This is a genomic window from Desulfamplus magnetovallimortis, from assembly GCF_900170035.1.
In the GTDB taxonomy this organism is placed as follows: domain Bacteria; phylum Desulfobacterota; class Desulfobacteria; order Desulfobacterales; family Desulfobacteraceae; genus Desulfamplus; species Desulfamplus magnetovallimortis.
Genome location: NZ_LT828548.1, coordinates 77,592 through 93,435, shown reverse-complemented (window position 1 = coordinate 93,435; position 15,844 = coordinate 77,592). Strand labels below are relative to the sequence as shown.

The 15,844-nt window shown below is 39.2% G+C and carries 11 protein-coding genes; 7 read left to right on the top strand and 4 right to left on the bottom strand.

Translation table 11 applies throughout. The features are described from left to right. Nucleotides 1–205: 205 nt before the first annotated feature. The gene (locus tag MTBBW1_RS15400; protein WP_080804658.1) at nt 206–1,147 is read left to right on the top strand and encodes a helix-turn-helix transcriptional regulator; all 942 of its coding nucleotides are present in this window, start codon (nt 206–208) and stop codon (nt 1,145–1,147) included. An 83-nt stretch (nt 1,148–1,230) separates the two neighbouring features. Here the strand turns inward: MTBBW1_RS15400 and MTBBW1_RS27815 are convergent, their stop codons facing one another. Then, on the bottom strand, nt 1,231–2,208 hold the full coding sequence (locus tag MTBBW1_RS27815; protein ID WP_080804657.1) for an anaerobic ribonucleoside-triphosphate reductase activating protein: 978 nt from the start codon (nt 2,206–2,208) through the stop codon (nt 1,231–1,233). 13 nt (nt 2,209–2,221) lie between these two features. Continuing rightward, nucleotides 2,222–4,315 (bottom strand): ribonucleoside triphosphate reductase, encoded by a 2,094-nt coding sequence (locus MTBBW1_RS15390; RefSeq protein ID WP_080804656.1) that lies wholly within the window; start codon nt 4,313–4,315, stop codon nt 2,222–2,224. A gap of 266 nt (nt 4,316–4,581) precedes the next feature. Between MTBBW1_RS15390 and MTBBW1_RS15385 the strand changes: the two genes are divergently transcribed. Then, the gene (locus MTBBW1_RS15385; protein ID WP_080804655.1) at nt 4,582–4,830 is read left to right on the top strand and encodes a hypothetical protein; all 249 of its coding nucleotides are present in this window, start codon (nt 4,582–4,584) and stop codon (nt 4,828–4,830) included. On the opposite strand, the gene MTBBW1_RS15380 is transcribed toward MTBBW1_RS15385, so the two are convergent. Further along, nucleotides 4,793–5,524, bottom strand: a complete 732-nt coding sequence (locus MTBBW1_RS15380) for an NUDIX hydrolase (RefSeq protein ID WP_245809420.1) — start codon at nt 5,522–5,524, stop codon at nt 4,793–4,795. The genes MTBBW1_RS15385 and MTBBW1_RS15380 overlap by 38 nt on opposite strands. A gap of 536 nt (nt 5,525–6,060) precedes the next feature. On the opposite strand from MTBBW1_RS15380, the gene MTBBW1_RS15375 reads away from it, so the two are divergent. The 5 genes from MTBBW1_RS15375 (at nt 6,061) to MTBBW1_RS15355 (ending at nt 14,474) form a co-directional block, all read left to right on the top strand. After that, nucleotides 6,061–10,368: a response regulator gene (locus MTBBW1_RS15375; RefSeq protein WP_080804654.1), complete on the top strand. Its 4,308-nt coding sequence runs from the start codon at nt 6,061–6,063 to the stop codon at nt 10,366–10,368. Between the two features lie 17 nt (nt 10,369–10,385). Continuing rightward, nucleotides 10,386–11,231 (top strand): CheR family methyltransferase, encoded by an 846-nt coding sequence (locus MTBBW1_RS15370; protein WP_080804653.1) that lies wholly within the window; start codon nt 10,386–10,388, stop codon nt 11,229–11,231. Continuing rightward, nucleotides 11,228–11,830 carry a chemotaxis protein CheB gene (locus MTBBW1_RS15365; protein WP_245809419.1) on the top strand — a complete coding sequence of 201 codons (603 nt, stop codon included), beginning with the start codon at nt 11,228–11,230 and terminating at the stop codon, nt 11,828–11,830. Before MTBBW1_RS15370 ends, MTBBW1_RS15365 begins: the two co-directional genes overlap by 4 nt. A 100-nt stretch (nt 11,831–11,930) precedes the next feature. After that, nucleotides 11,931–13,598 carry an ATP-binding response regulator gene (locus MTBBW1_RS15360; RefSeq protein ID WP_080804652.1) on the top strand — a complete coding sequence of 556 codons (1,668 nt, stop codon included), beginning with the start codon at nt 11,931–11,933 and terminating at the stop codon, nt 13,596–13,598. A gap of 348 nt (nt 13,599–13,946) precedes the next feature. Beyond that, nucleotides 13,947–14,474 carry a gamma carbonic anhydrase family protein gene (locus MTBBW1_RS15355; RefSeq protein WP_080804651.1) on the top strand — a complete coding sequence of 176 codons (528 nt, stop codon included), beginning with the start codon at nt 13,947–13,949 and terminating at the stop codon, nt 14,472–14,474. A 281-nt stretch (nt 14,475–14,755) separates the two neighbouring features. Here the strand turns inward: MTBBW1_RS15355 and MTBBW1_RS15350 are convergent, their stop codons facing one another. Further along, nucleotides 14,756–15,790 carry a hypothetical protein gene (locus MTBBW1_RS15350; protein WP_080804650.1) on the bottom strand — a complete coding sequence of 345 codons (1,035 nt, stop codon included), beginning with the start codon at nt 15,788–15,790 and terminating at the stop codon, nt 14,756–14,758. Nucleotides 15,791–15,844 lie beyond the last annotated feature (54 nt).

Genomic DNA, 15,844 nt, shown 5'->3' with positions numbered 1-15,844 from the left:
ACATCCTTTTCATCCTGGTTATCCTTATTCAGATAAATTCAATAACTGAAAAAAAGCAATAAGATGTCGATTTTGAGTATTTAACAAGCTATTTCAAGTTGACAGGAAATCAGGATAATGTCAAGAATGATGACTTTGGAGATTTTCACCTGGGAACACCAGGAAACGAACACCGTGACAAACAAATATCAAATGAGAGGTTTGAATGAAAGAGCTTCTTTCCACAAAAGAAGTTGCAGCTTTTTTAAATATCAATGAGAAAATGGTCTATACCCTTATTTCCGAAAAGGGGCTACCAGCAACCAAAGTTACAGGCAAATGGCTATTCCCCCTGGAGCTTGTTAGGCAGTGGATAGAATCAGGAACCATAAACTATCCAGAACCAGTAACAAAATTACCTCCATACCACGGATTAATACTAATCGCAGGAAGCAATGATCTGCTCCTTGATGCGGTAATCTCAAATTTCAACAGCCGATCCGGAGAACACCTGGCAATGTTTGGCATGACAGGCAGTATGGGGGGAATCAAGGCACTTAGAAAAAATATGTGCCACATTGCCTCAAGTCATCTTGTGGGAGACGATGTCAATGAACACAATGAATATAATTTTCCATATCTGAAAAAAGAGATGGGAAGAATGCCTGCGGTTGTAAATTTTTGCTTCAGGCAACAGGGGCTTATTGTCCAAAAAGGAAATCCCCTTGGCCTTACATCTATTAAAGATCTTGACCAAAAAGGACTTACCATGGTTAACCGAGCACTTGGTACAGGCACACGGCATCTCCTTGACAAGGAACTTAACATGGCAGGCATCAAGCCTGGCAAAATTAAAGGGTACGATAATATCAAACCCAAACATATGGATATTGGACTTACAATTCTTGAAGGAAAAGCAGATGCAGGACCTGGAATCAGGCCTGTGGCAGAGAAACTGAAGCTGGACTTCATTCCGCTTTGCTGGGAACGATTTGACCTGCTTATTTCCAAAGATCGTTTTTTTGATCAGGGAATTCAGCTTTTTTTAGGTGCTGTTAAAGATGATTTCATGAAAGAGACAGCTTTGCAGCTTGGCGGGTATGACACTTCAAAGTCAGGTCAAATGGTCTATCAAGGCCAAACATTCATGGCAGAATCAGAGGATTGATATCATTCCTATCTCTTGTTGTGCAGTGATAACTTCTATCATATTGTACAGTATAGCCTCTATCTTATTGTACAGTATAGTCTCTATCTTATTGTACAGTGAAAACCTCTATGCTCAGCCATTTTGCGGAAAATATTCATCTCATCTTCACTGCACAGCCGGCCTCCATGTCGAAAAAAATCCGGCTCAAGCACAACAACATTATCAGAGCAGTGCTGAAGAATATATCTGGAAGCCCCATCTATAAGGCTCAATATTTCTTTCATTGAGTCTTCTGTGACAAAAGGCTTTACACATGTGGTGCGAAATTCATGATCCGGAGCTTTACTAATAATAAGGCGAATGCTTTCTCTGATAAGACCTGTATCAAAATCATCTCCGGCAATTTGCCGATATCCAGACAGGTCACTTTTAACATCCATTGCCACAAAATCAAGAAGATCCCGGCAGAGCAACCTTTTCAATACCCAAGGGCGGCTGCCATTGGTATCTAATTTTACCTTAAGCCCCATACTTTTCATTTTATAGCAAAAGGATTCCAAATCCTTCTGCAAGGTAGGCTCTCCACCGGTAATTGCAACCCCATCAATCATACCTTTTCTTTTTTCAATAAAATTAAATACATCTAATTCTCCAACAGAGAGATTACCAGGCATTGTCTCAGTGGCTGATGAGATACCGGAAAATTGAAAAAACGATAAAAGCGGAGATGAATTAAGAATTGATGGAGAAAGATGCCCATTTATCAATGAAGATGGCTCTTTTGTCGGTGAGATATTCTCTTTTATCAGTGAAGATAACTCTTTTGACGGTAAGATATGCTCTTTTATCAGTGAAGATGGCTCTTTTGGCGGTGAAATACTCTCTTTTATCAGTGAAGAGGGCTTTTTTGACGTTGAAATCTGCTCGCTTAACAGCGAAAGTTCTTTTTCATTTAAATATACGAGGTCTGGATTATGACAGTAGGGGCACCTGAAATTACACCCCTTTGTAAACACAAGGGATGCAATTTCACCTGGAAAGTCAATAAACGTATTTTTTTGAAATCCACCAATCAGCATAACGGCAAACAGATCAGGAGGCGGCTTTAAATGTCTTACGCATGCAGAATTCCGTCTTTTTACCGTTATTCCACTGCTGCACAGGTCTTAAATATCCAACCACTCTTGAGTAAACTTCTGTCTCTGCACCACATTTATCACATGAACATTTCTCTCCGGAAAGATAACCGTGGGAAGGGCATACACTGAAAGTTGGTGTCAATGTAAAATATGGCAGCTTATAATTAGTAGCCACCTTTTTTACCATATTTTTTACAATCTTGGTATCACAGACCTGCTCTCCAAGGAAAAGGTGAAGCACGGTTCCGCCTGTATATCTTGTCTGCAACTGATCCTGGAGTTCCAACGCCTCAAAAAGGTCATCCGTATAATTTACAGGAAGGTGCGTAGAATTAGTATAAAAAGGATCACTTCCCTTTTGATATTCATACTCATTTGCACAGATAATATCCGGATATCTGGTTTTGTCCATCATGGCAAACCGATATGTAGTACCCTCTGCCGGAGTAGCTTCAAGGTTGAAAAACTCATCTGTCTCTTCCTGAAGTTTTTCAATTCCAGAACGAATATGATTCATAACCCTGACAGCAAATTCATGTCCTTTTTCAGAAGCGATACCCTCGCCCATAAAGTTAATACAGGCTTCATGCATACCCAAAACTCCGATTGTTGAGAAGTGGTTACGCCAGTAACATCCTGAATTCTCCTTTATCTTTCTGAGATAGAACTTTGAATATGGATAAAGATTCCCATTTGTAAATTTTTCCAGAACTTTCCGCTTTATGATAAGCGAGTCCGCAGAAATTTGGATCAGCTCATCAAGACGACTCATAAAGTCAGCTTCACTTGTAGCAAGATAACCAATCCTCGGCAGGTTAATGGTAACAACTCCAATTGAACCTGTGAGGGGATTTGCACCAAAAAGGCCGCCACCACGCTTCTGAAGCTCCCTGTTGTCAAGACGCAGGCGGCAACACATCGATCGGGCATCATCAGGGGACATGTCGGAGTTAACAAAGTTGGAAAAATAGGGAATTCCGTATTTGCCGGTCATTTTCCAGACATTGTAAAGGTTTGGATTATCCCAGTCAAAATCCTCTGTTATATTATATGTCGGTATGGGAAATGTAAAAACCCGCCCCCTTGCATCCCCTTCCATCATGACCTCTGCAAAGGCGCTGTTTATCATATCCATCTCTTTCTGGTACTCAGAATAGGTCTGCGACCGATACTCCCCGCCTATAATAACAGGAGAGTCCTTCAATATTGACGGTACATTGAGATCCATGGTTATATTGGTAAAAGGTGTCTGAAAGCCAACCCTTGTGGGTATGTTTATATTAAATACAAACTCCTGAAGAGCCTGCTTTACATCCTTGTATCCAAGCTTATCCTCTCTTACAAATGGAGCCAGAAGCGTATCAAAGTTTGACATTGCCTGGGCACCGGCTGCCTCTCCCTGTAGGGTATAGAAAAAATTGACCATCTGCCCAAGTGCTGTACGGAAATGACGGGGAGGAGAGCTTTCCACCTTTCCGGCCACGCCCTTGAAACCTTCAAGAAGAAGATCCTGAAGATCCCATCCCACACAATATACAGAAAGAAGACTCAAGTCATGTATATGAATATCTCCCCTGTTATGAACATCCCTGACATGGGGTGGATAGATGCAATTTAGCCAGTATTCGGCGGTTATATCCGATGAGATATAATTATTGAGTCCCTGGAGAGAGTAACTCATATTACTGTTCTCTTTGACTTTCCAGTCCATCTTTCCTATATAACTGTCCATAAGTTCAACATGTTCACGGATGGTTATATTGCGAATCTGATTGTGTTGCTCACGATATATTATGTATGCTTTGGCTGTTTTGTAAAAGGGAGAATCCAGCAGAACACGTTCAACAATATCCTGTATTTCCTCCACCTCAGGGCATCGTCCAAGCCTTAGATCCCGTGCAAGGGTCAGCACCTTCAGCGTCAATTTTTTTGCTTCCCTTTCATCAAATTCACCTGTTGCTCTGCCAGCTTTGGCAATGGCATCACTGATCTTTGATGAGTCAAAATCAGCCACTCTCCCATCACGTTTTTTTATCTTTTCAAACATTCAAATTCCCCTTGAATTGGGTTACCCCTGTCTCAACAGACGGAAATGCCCCTTGAAATTGATGGAGTTTTGTACTATCTATCTGTATGGATTTATAATAAATTCAACAAAAAAAAGTGTTGATTCACTGTTGTTATTTCAGAGGGAAAATAATCAATATATAGTTTCATGTCAAGCAAATTATTCGATATATTGTGTTAAAAAGGCAATAAACGCGTGAAACATACTTTCAAAAAACGTGAAAACAAAGGAAATAAAAGCAAAAAATGAAAATAGACAGCAATCCTTTTTTCAGAAGAAGCATCACCCCGTGGTATGATTCAGATTCAGCATGCTGGGGTGTCATTATTTTTATGTTACCGATTCTTGCATTTGCATTGGCCGGCCTTAAAACAGCACTGACTACACCAGAATTTAATCCCTACATTTGGCTTCCATCCATGCTTGCAGGTTCCTCATTTTTTGTGATTGCAAGCATCACCTTCCGTATGATAAGGCGTCACAGAAGGGGATAATTTCAGGAAGCATTATCTCCATAAGATGGTGCACAATTTTTGCTGTCACTCCCCATATAACAACATCGTCATATGGATAAACAAGTTCATAAAGATCCGGACGCCTTCCAGTAAAATTTTTGTCATGATGTATTGTCAGCAAATGGGCTACAGGTATTCTGAAAATCCTTGAAATCTCAGATGGATCAAAATAGATATCTCCCATTTTCTTCCATATACCCGCAAATGCTTCGATATCCTTATTATTAATGGTTTGGAAATGCCCTATTGAACCCAACATTTCCACATTTTCTGAAGAGATATTCACCTCCTCTTCAAGTTCCCGCAAAGCTGTTGCCTCACGACTGGCATCATCCGGATCACAATTACCTCCCGGAAATGCCATCTGATTTCTCCAAGGATACCCCTTGATATCTGCCTTCTGAATAAAAATAAGCCCCGGGTTTTCATCAGGAGGAAGAGTATCCAAATAAAATTTTTCACCTGAAGTATTATCTGACGATATAATATTTACAGATTCATTGCCAAAAACAAACAAGACCATCACACTTGTTGGCTGAAACACATTGGTTGGTGGTTGAACAGGATGAGCTGAACCTGTTATGGAGTCTTTTATTATTTGATAACATTGACCATTTCTGCGCAACATAACTATAAAATCCTTAATGCCATATCTTTTTTGGGCATCTTTCATTTCTCATTTTAAAAAGTTTTCTACTTACCGTAAAAACAGATACTAATTTTCACACTCAAGGGTTGCCAAAACTTCTGGCCATGAAGGTTTAAACTGAAAAACCAGAAGAATCAAAAAACCTCTTGACTAAAAAAAAACCATGAAAGTATAGTGTCTTAAAAGGAGAAAGGAAAGAATAACCAGAAAAATTTATCCTGCAATTTTCGCCAATGGCTCCTTCAAACCTCTTATTTCTATGTGGAAAACTGGGATGCTTCATATATCATCAAAAGTACTTTAGACTTTTTGGGCGAGCTTCCCAAAAAATGAGACTCTGCATCAGGAAGGTGTAAACCGGAAAATGAAACATACCTGGAAAACTGATGGCCTTGTAAAAACTACATAATCTCCGGCTCCCTTTACTTCCACACAAAAATAGTTTGCACTTTTTCAGGGAAACTGCTGAAAAACGGCGTTGGCTTAAAAAAGTGTTAAGTATTATCAAAGTTTACACTCTAATTAATTCGCATCAACAGAATCTTCCTTAAGGAACACCCATGTTCTATCAAATCAGAAAAAAGATTGCTTTGAAAATTGCGGTTGTTATTGTTTTTGTTGTGATGCTTGTAAGCATTGCCTCCATTCTCTATTTCAACAGCATCAACAAAAAAAATCTTACTGAATCCATAAATATATCCCTTTCAAATGCCATCAACTTTTCCGAGCAGGTTTATGCCCGCCCACTTTGGGACTTCAACGACAAAGAGATTGATCGCCTTAATCGAATCATATTAAATAACAAACTGATTGTTGCTGTGAATCTTTTTGATATTGAAACTTTCATGAACGGTACCAAAAAAAAAGAGAGCAGTCTCAAGAAAAATACTATCCTGCTGGAAAATATCAGGAACTCCCTTTTTTCATGGCTAAAGCCATCCACCACAACATTTCAATATTCTGATCATACCACAACAGATCAATATTCAGATCACACAATAACAGGTCAATATTCAGATCACACAACAATTCAACATTCTGACAACAACTTAACAACAACTCCACATTCCGATAATAGTGCCACCTCTCCATCTGTTTCCAGAACACGACCATATAAAAACAGCTCTCCGGCAAACAAAAAAAACTCCCAACAGAGCAATATAACAACAACTGATGAAGTTTTTGAAAATAACCTGGAAAAAATTTATAAGCCATATAAAATTCCTGAAGATGAGCCTTATATTAAAAAAATTTCCGGTGATATTATCCTTGAAGAAAATGTAATCGGACATTTCGAACTCTTTTATACTGAAGAGTTTATAAATAATGCTGTGGCCATGGCCAACAAGCGCATGATATTGGCCTTCATGGTTATAGCAGGCATTATAATAATTACCATTATTATAAGTGTCAGCAAAATAAACAGACCGATTGTTGTTCTGGCAGAACTTGCAGAAAAAATTGCAAAGGAAAACAGCTACGAGATTGAGATAAAAAAATCAAATCGAATTGATGAAGTTGGGACACTTGTAAATAGTTTTGCAGAGATGATGGAACAGATCAAAAAGAAAGAGAGAGAGCGAAATTCCCTTTACGAAAGTCTTCAGGAGAATCTGACCTTGTTCCGGTCACTTTTTTCAAAACTTCAGCATGCCATAGATAATGAAGACTACTCCATGCGTATTTCCCATGACAGCGACAATGATGAACTTGCAATTTCTCTTAACAAAATAATGGAAGCGCTTGAATCTGCCGACACAACAAAACAGAATCAAAGCTGGCTTAAAAACGGTCAGGCTGAACTTGGTGGCCTTATAAGCAGAGAGCAAAACATTGATGTGCTTTGTCGAAAGGCATTGGAATTCATTGCAGGATATGTCGGTGCAATGGTTGGAACTCTGTTTGTCAAAGATGATATTTTCAAAGGCTTTAAGCTTATTGCAACATATGCATTTAAGACCCGTAAAGGAGTTGCAAATCGTTTTAAGGCTGGTGAAGGACTTACAGGACAGGCTGCACTGGAGAAAAAATCAATTATTTTCACAGAGATACCGGAAGATTATATTCATATTGAATCCTCCATAGGAAACAGTGTACCAAAAAGCATCATTGTTCTTCCTATAATCTATGAGGATGATGTTAAAGGCGTCATGGAACTTGGTATTACCACATTTTTTTCAGAAATCCAGATTGAGTTTCTTGAAACTGTTACAGAAATAATTGCAATTGCAATTAATGGAGCCATGTTCAATGAAAAACTATCGGTACTTCTTGAGCAGACACGTGAGCAGGCAGAAGAGTTAAAAGCACAGCAGGAAGAGCTGAAAGCCACCAACGAAGAACTTGAAGAACAGACAATGATTCTTAAAGAATCTGAAGAAAAACTCCAGGTTCAGCAGGAAGAGCTCCAGGCAAGTAATGAAGAGATGGAAGAGAAGACCGAACTTCTGCAAATCCAGAAAAGAGAAATTCAAAAGAGCAATGAAGCTCTTAAGCAAAAACAGATTGAAATAAAGGAAAAGGCAAAGCAGCTTGAACTTGAAACAAGATATAAATCTGAATTTCTTGCAAACATGTCACATGAACTACGAACTCCCCTAAATTCTCTTCTTATTTTGGCCAATATGCTTGCAGAAAATGAGGAGGAAAACCTTACACAGGATCAGATTGATTCCGCAGCCTCCATATACAGAAGCGGTCAAAACCTTCTTCACCTTATCAATGATATCCTTGATCTTTCCAAAATTGAAGCCAAAAAGATCGAACTCAATATCTCCTCATTTCCTCTCAAAGATCTTGGAGAACATTGCAAGACAGAGTTTGTTCACATGGCAAAGGAAAAGGGACTTGAATTTATTGTGGTAAGTGACGACAATCTGCCAGAGATGATCACTTCCGATATGTATAGATTGGAACAGATACTGCGAAACCTCATAGGAAATGCAATAAAATTTACAGACAATGGACAAATCACTTTGCACTTTTCAAGACCAGGTTCAGACTCCACAAATCCTCCTTCTGTCAGAACTTCTTTGGAACCGTCATCTGCCATTGCAATTTCAATTAAAGACAGTGGTGTGGGGATTCCTGAAGATCAGCTCAATACTATTTTTGAAGCATTCAAACAGGTGGATGGTTCCATAAGAAGAAGACACGATGGCACAGGGCTTGGGCTTTCCATATCCAGGGAACTTGCCTGTCTTCTTGGCGGAGAGATCCAGGTAAAAAGCAAATTTGCTCAAGGCTCAATTTTTACCATCTATATTCCCGAAAAGGTCTCTTCTGAGGCCTCGCTATCTAACCATTCACTGCCCAATGCACAGATTCCCCCGGGCAATGTAAATAAGAATTATTTGAACGATAAAGGATATAAGACTCCAGAGTTTTCACTAAATGAAAAATATCCTGAAAAAAGCAGTTCGGAAAAAAATTATACAGACGACAGAGCCACACATGATAAATTTATTACCCAAAAGGATCAAAATATCAGTTTTGATAATACAAAAGAGAGATTTACCCAGCATGATATGGATGAGAAAAAGAGAAACATATCCGGCAATCATACTGAAAACGGGGCAACAGATCATAAAGTAAACACTGAATTCAGAAAATCTTCTGACAATAATAATTTCAATGAATATAGAGATATTGAAAAATCGACACACTCATCAGATCCGACAACATCTGATAGACCTGAAAAGACCATATTGATCATTGAAGATGATCCTGAATTTGCAAAGGTGCTGTCAATTTTTTTTCAAAAACATGGCTATCACAGTATTGCCTGCCACACTGGCGAAGAGGGGTTAAAACATGTAATTGACCATAAACCAACTGCAATAATCCTTGATATAATGCTTCCGGGTATTGATGGCTGGGCAGTAATGAACGAACTTAAAAGCAACCCTGACACCCGTCATATTCCGGTTCATATAATGTCCGGCCATGACAACACCCAAAAAGGACTTGAAAAAGGTGCTGTAGGATATCTTACCAAGCCGGTTTCAAGTGAAGATCTTGGCAATGCGCTTAAAAAAATTGAGCATGTGGTGTTAAATGATGTCAAAAATCTTTTGGTGGTGGAAGACAACCAGGAGTTACAGTTAAGCATTCTAAAACTCATTGGCACCAATGACATCAGGGTGACAGCAGCAGTAACCGGCAAAGAGGCCATATCTCTGTTGAAAAAAGAAAACTTTGATGGCATGATTCTGGATCTTGGCCTTCCGGACATCTCCGGCTTTGATATTCTTGACCAGATCAGCAAAGATCCATCCATTGAAATGATACCTGTTATTGTATTCACAGGAAGGGATTTGACATCCACAGAAACAGCCAGGCTTGAAAAATACTCCAGCAGCATTGTTCTAAAAAACGCTGTATCCATGGAGAGACTCATTGATGAGACAGCCCTGTTCCTTCACAGGGTCGAAAGCGATATGCCTGAAAAACAGAAAAAAATAATAAAAAACTTACGGGAACAGCAAAATATTCTTTTTCGCAAAAAGGTGATGATAGTTGACGATGACATGCGCAATGCCTTTGCCCTGAATAAATATCTCAAATCCAGGGGACTGGATGTCACAATAGCCAACAATGGAGAAAAAGCTCTTAAAATACTTGAGACAGAAGAGCCTCCGGAGATCATTCTTATGGATATAATGATGCCGGTAATGGATGGATATGAAGCCATACGCCGAATTAGAAAAATAAAGACACTCAAGGATATTCCAATAATTGCTCTGACTGCCAAGGCAATGTCCTCTGACCGTGATGAGTGCATAAGGTGTGGTGCCAACGATTATCTCTCAAAACCACTGGATACCTCAAAACTGTTAACCCTTCTGCGCGTGTGGCTCAGCAGATGAGATACTAAAAGAGGTTTATGGAAAACGAAGATATTGAAATAAAACTTGTTTTAAAAGCCATACAGTTAAAGCATGGTTATGATTTTTCTAACTATGCCACAGCTTCCATGAAAAGAAGATTGAAAAAAAATCTTGAAGAAGCGGGCTTAAAAACAATGTCCGAGATGATCCCTTTGATTATATATGACAAGGAGTTTTTCAACCTTTTTTTACACAATCTCTCTGTAAATGTAACTGAAATGTTTCGCGATCCACCATTCTTTCTTTCAATAAGAAGACAGGTAATACCTTATTTAAAAACATATCCCTTTATAAAAATATGGGCAGCAGGCTCATCCACAGGGGAAGAGGTATATTCCCTTGCGATTCTTCTCAAGGAAGAGGGTATCTCTGAAAAATGCATAATATACGCCACTGACTTTAACGAAAATGTTCTTGAAATTGCTCGAAAAGGAATCTATCCTGCCCAGGATATCAGGAAACACACCACAAATTACCAGCAGGCAGGAGGAAAGGAGTCTTTTGTCAGCTACTACCATGCAGATTACAATTCAGTGATATTTGATAACTCCCTGAAAAACAACATTGTGTTTGCAAATCACAATCTGGTGACAGACGGCGTTTTTGGAGAGATGAATATTATTATTTGTCGCAATGTCCTTATCTATTTTAACAAAAAACTACAGGATCAGGTACTTTATCTTTTTAATGAAAGTCTGCGAATAAACGGTTTTTTGTGTCTTGGCTCAAGGGAGACTCTGGATTTTTCCCCAAACGCATCACTATATATTCCAGTTAATAAAAACCTTAAAATATATCAGAAAAAAAAGAGTAACCTTTCAACAGGCTCCAGAAGCATATGACAATAAAAACAGATACAAAAAAGCAAATGCTGATAAAGGCAGTTGTTATTGGAGTATCAGCCGGAGGATTCAAGGCCCTGCACAGAATACTTCCTCTGTTTGACAACTCTTTTCCTATACCTGTAATGATTGTTCAGCACAGAAAAGCAGAGAATGACTCCTTTTTTGTCAATTCTCTTAAAGAAAAATGTCATATTCATGTTGAAGAGGCTATTGATAAAACCCGTATAGCACAAGGCAGGATATACATTGCCCCTGGAGGCTATCACCTGCTGGTTGAAAAGGATTTATCCCTTGCTCTTTCAGTTGATTCTCCTGTCTGTTACTGCCGCCCGTCAATTGATGTTTTGTTTGAATCAGCGGCTGATGCCTTTGGGCCTAATATTATCGGCATTATCCTGACAGGAGCAAATGCTGATGGAGCCAATGGAATCAAGGCTATTAAATCATCCGGTGGAATTACCATTGTGCAGAATCCCAAAACCGCTGATGTTGATTATATGCCCCTGGCTGCCATTAAAACCAATGCTGTTGACCACATTCTTGAGCTGGACGAAATTCCGCGCTTTGTAAATAACTTAGTGATTGGGTCTAATTAACTTACCCAAGCGCCTCCTCGCAACTTCTGTGAGAGGATGCACGAGGGGGTGATATTAATGGATAAATTATTTGGACTCCATATCTTACTGGAGAATTATCATGACAAAAGATGCTGCCCTACCTAAAATTCTCATTGTGGATGACATTCCCGAAAATCTTTTTGTCCTTGAAAAAATTCTCGGAAAACTTGAAGTAAACATTATAAGTGCATCTTCGGGAAACGAGGCACTTGCACATGTTCTTGATCATGATTTTGCCCTGATTATTCTTGATATCCAGATGCCGGAAATGGATGGCTACGAAGTTGCGGAGATTTTAAAATTTGATGAAGCAACAGCAAACATACCCATTATTTTTGTAACAGCCATTGACAGAGACACCACAAAGGAGATGAAAGGTTATGATACAGGTGCTGTGGATTTTATTTTCAAACCCCTTAATAAATTTATCCTCTTAAGCAAAGTAAAGGTTTTTCTGGAGCTTTATAAAATCAAGACAGGTCTTGAGCAGATGGTAATGGAAAGAACACTGGAACTTAACAAAATCAACAAGTCCCTGATAGAGCAGATTGAAAAAAATGCAGAGGCTGCAAGGGAAATTGAAAAGGGAAGAGCCTATCTTTCAAAAGTTATCAATACCATCTCATCCTGTCTTATAAGTGTTGATGATAAAGGCTGCATAACAGATATGAATATTCAGGCCCAAAAAATATCTGGCATTTCAGCAATGGAAGCCAAAGGAGAGCCTGTTTCCAAAATTTTTCCGTTTTATGTAATGCTTATGAAAAATGTCAAACAGGCCATTGAATCAGATGCTCCTGTGGAAAAAAGCCGGACTCCTGTATATATCAAGGGCAAGCTTGTTATAAACAATTTTTTTATATATCCATTCAGCTTTAACGACAACATGGGCGCAGTCATAAGGGTGGATGATGTCACTGAGCGGGTAAAAATGGACGAGATTGTAATCCAATCGGAAAAAATGCTCTCCATGGGTGGAATTGCAGCAGGGATGGCCCAGGAGATGAACAACCCCCTTGCCGGCATAATACAGAACATTCAGGTCATAAGAAACCGCATACAGAAAAAACTTCCTGCCAATGAATCTACAGCAGTTGAGTGTGGCATTTCCTTTGATGCCATGGGAAATTACCTTGAAAAAAGAGGTATCTTCAAAATGATTGACGCTGTACATCAATCAGGAAAAAAAGCTGCCTGTATTGTGGAGGATATGCTGAATTTCAGTAGGAAAAGTGAAGGTTATGTATCAGATGAAGAGATTGTCGTTCTGGTTGACAAATCTGTAAAAATCGCCTTGAATGATCACATGATAAATTCAGATACAAATAGTTCATTTACGTCCATTGAGATCAATAGAAATTATCAGGAAAATCTGCCGAGAATTCCGTGTCAGGCTGGAAAAATACAGCAGGTAATTCTCAATATCTTAAAAAACGGCATTCAGGCAATGGAGACAAAATCATATGAAGACGGCGATAAAAAGAGATTTGATATAACGATTCGTACAGCTCCAAATGATATGATATGCATACTGATTTCAGATAACGGCCACGGCATGAGTGAAACTATATCAAAAAAAATTTTCGAGCCTTTTTTTACAACCAAAAAAAATTGTACAGGCCTTGGATTATCAATTGCCTATTTTATTATTACAGAAGACCACAAAGGTTATCTTTCCGTATCTTCCGATCAAAACAAAGGGACAACATTTACCATACGTCTGCCCATGAAAAAAGTAAGTTCATAATTTTCATTAGAAATCCTCCATAACATGCTGATATATAACGACTTTCATGTTTCATTGTGATGCGTCAGCAAACATGGGGGTTACTAGAAAAGCACCATAAACAGACTGTTATATACTCAAATTCGACATCTTACTGCCTTTTCAGAAGTTATTGCAGTTGTCTGAACCAGGATAACCAGGATGGATAAGATGCTCAGGATAGATAATCCTGCCTTATCTTTGTTAATCTTGGGAATCCTGATTCAGACAGTGTTGACAAGGCTTACAAGATAATAGGTGTCAACTTTGGGTATATTTAAAGACTTTCATACAAAAAGACAACAACATTAATATACAAAAGGAAACAGAATGCCTGTTTACTCATTTGAAAACCACACCCCAAAGATAGATGATTCAGCCTATATTGCTCCCACTGCAACTATAATTGGAAACGTAACCATGGGAAAAAATTCTTCTGTATGGTTCAACTGCGTATTAAGGGGAGATTGTGATGCCATCATAATTGGTGATAATACCAACATACAGGATCTCACCATGTGCCATGAAGATTATGAGAGACCCTTGAACATAGGAAACGGAGTCACCATTGGACATAAATGTGTTATTCACGGATGCGATATTGAGGATGAGTGCCTTATAGGCATGGGATCAGTTGTGATGAATGGTGCCCGAATCGGCAAAGGATCAATTATTGCTGCTGGCTCAGTTATACTGGAAAACACAATTATACCACCATTCTCTCTTGTGGCAGGGGTTCCGGGGAAAATAAAAAGGCAGTTTGACGAGAGTGTGCTTGAGCTTATCAAACTGCCTGCTGACAATTATCTACAAAGGGCTATGGACTACTGTTCAGATAAATTCAGGGCTATAAATTAGTGTTCTATCAAGGTTTGTTTGTCGGGTAAACGGGGTCATGGCTGCCATCCAGCCCCCCTACCTAACGTAGAAAATTATATCCATTTAAGGCATCCTTCATATCATACAGAAAGTACTTTACACTTTCCGGAACAGTATCCCCGAAAAACTGGCATTCTGTTCGGGAAAGTGTAAACTGGGAAATGGAAGATGCCCCATTTAAACGAAAAAAACACGCACAATCTTTCCATTGCCTGAAAAATCACCCGACATTCAAACTTTTATGAAACAGTAGAGAAAATTCAGACCTTAAAAAAGGAGGGCATATCAGACATCATCCGCTTAAACTCGCTCTTCATCCCTTCCCTGGCATTGGAGAGTTCATTTAAAAGAAATTTTCCCTTTGCCGCAAAATCGTCGTTCAAATTACTGACAGAACCTTCATCCAGAATATTAATGCCGTTTAAAGGATTTTCGTCATTTAAATTGCTCTCTCCTCCGGGGTAGCCATCGGCAACTGTGCCATTTTCCTGCATTGCACCTCTACTATCTGCCATGTTACCCTGACTTAACTGCTCCATATGATGAGCAAGAAGCTTATCAACCGGCTCTGCAGCTCTTCTGGGGATATTCTGGTTTTCATCTTTCATTTTATCCAGCTCCTCAAGCATCATGTCAAGAAGACGCATTGAGCTGTCCTTAAAAAGCTCCTCTATTCCCTTACTGTTCTCTTCCCCTGAATATGCCCTTTGCATCATTCCTGGATTATTAAATCTTCCAAAGCCTTTAGCATTTCCGGGACTGCCATATGAGGATGAGCGGGTTGCTGTCTCTTCTTCATATATGTAGGAACTGGAATAATTTAAATCTGCATTAAATCCTGAGACAGTCTCATATCCTTCTCCCATCTCAAGGGCCTTTGCCATTGCCTCATCCATGTCACCTGTGGACATCTCATAAAACACATCATCCAGGGTCTTTACAATATTTTCAATATCATTGAGTTCATCTTCGCTCAGGCTACCCTGCACAGAAAAAGTAAACTGGGAACCTGATGCAAGGGTCATCTCCCGTGAACTCATCTTTGCTGATGCTGTCTCATAGCCGTTGGAAACCTTTCCGCTTTTATCGTAGGATAAAGATGCGAAATCCATGAATGAGGCAGTACTCAATGTAACGGTATCACCATCCTTGGTGGTTAATTCAAGTTCAAGGCTTCTGTTTTCAGATGCCCTAAGAGATTCACTTCTTTCAGATGACAGGCTCCTGAAACGCTCCATGTCATTTCTGTTGTCATATCCTGCAACCGATGAATTAAAAGACGATATATTGCTCATGGCGCACACTCCCATAATCTATTGACTTCCCAAAAAATTGCCATCTGGCACTTA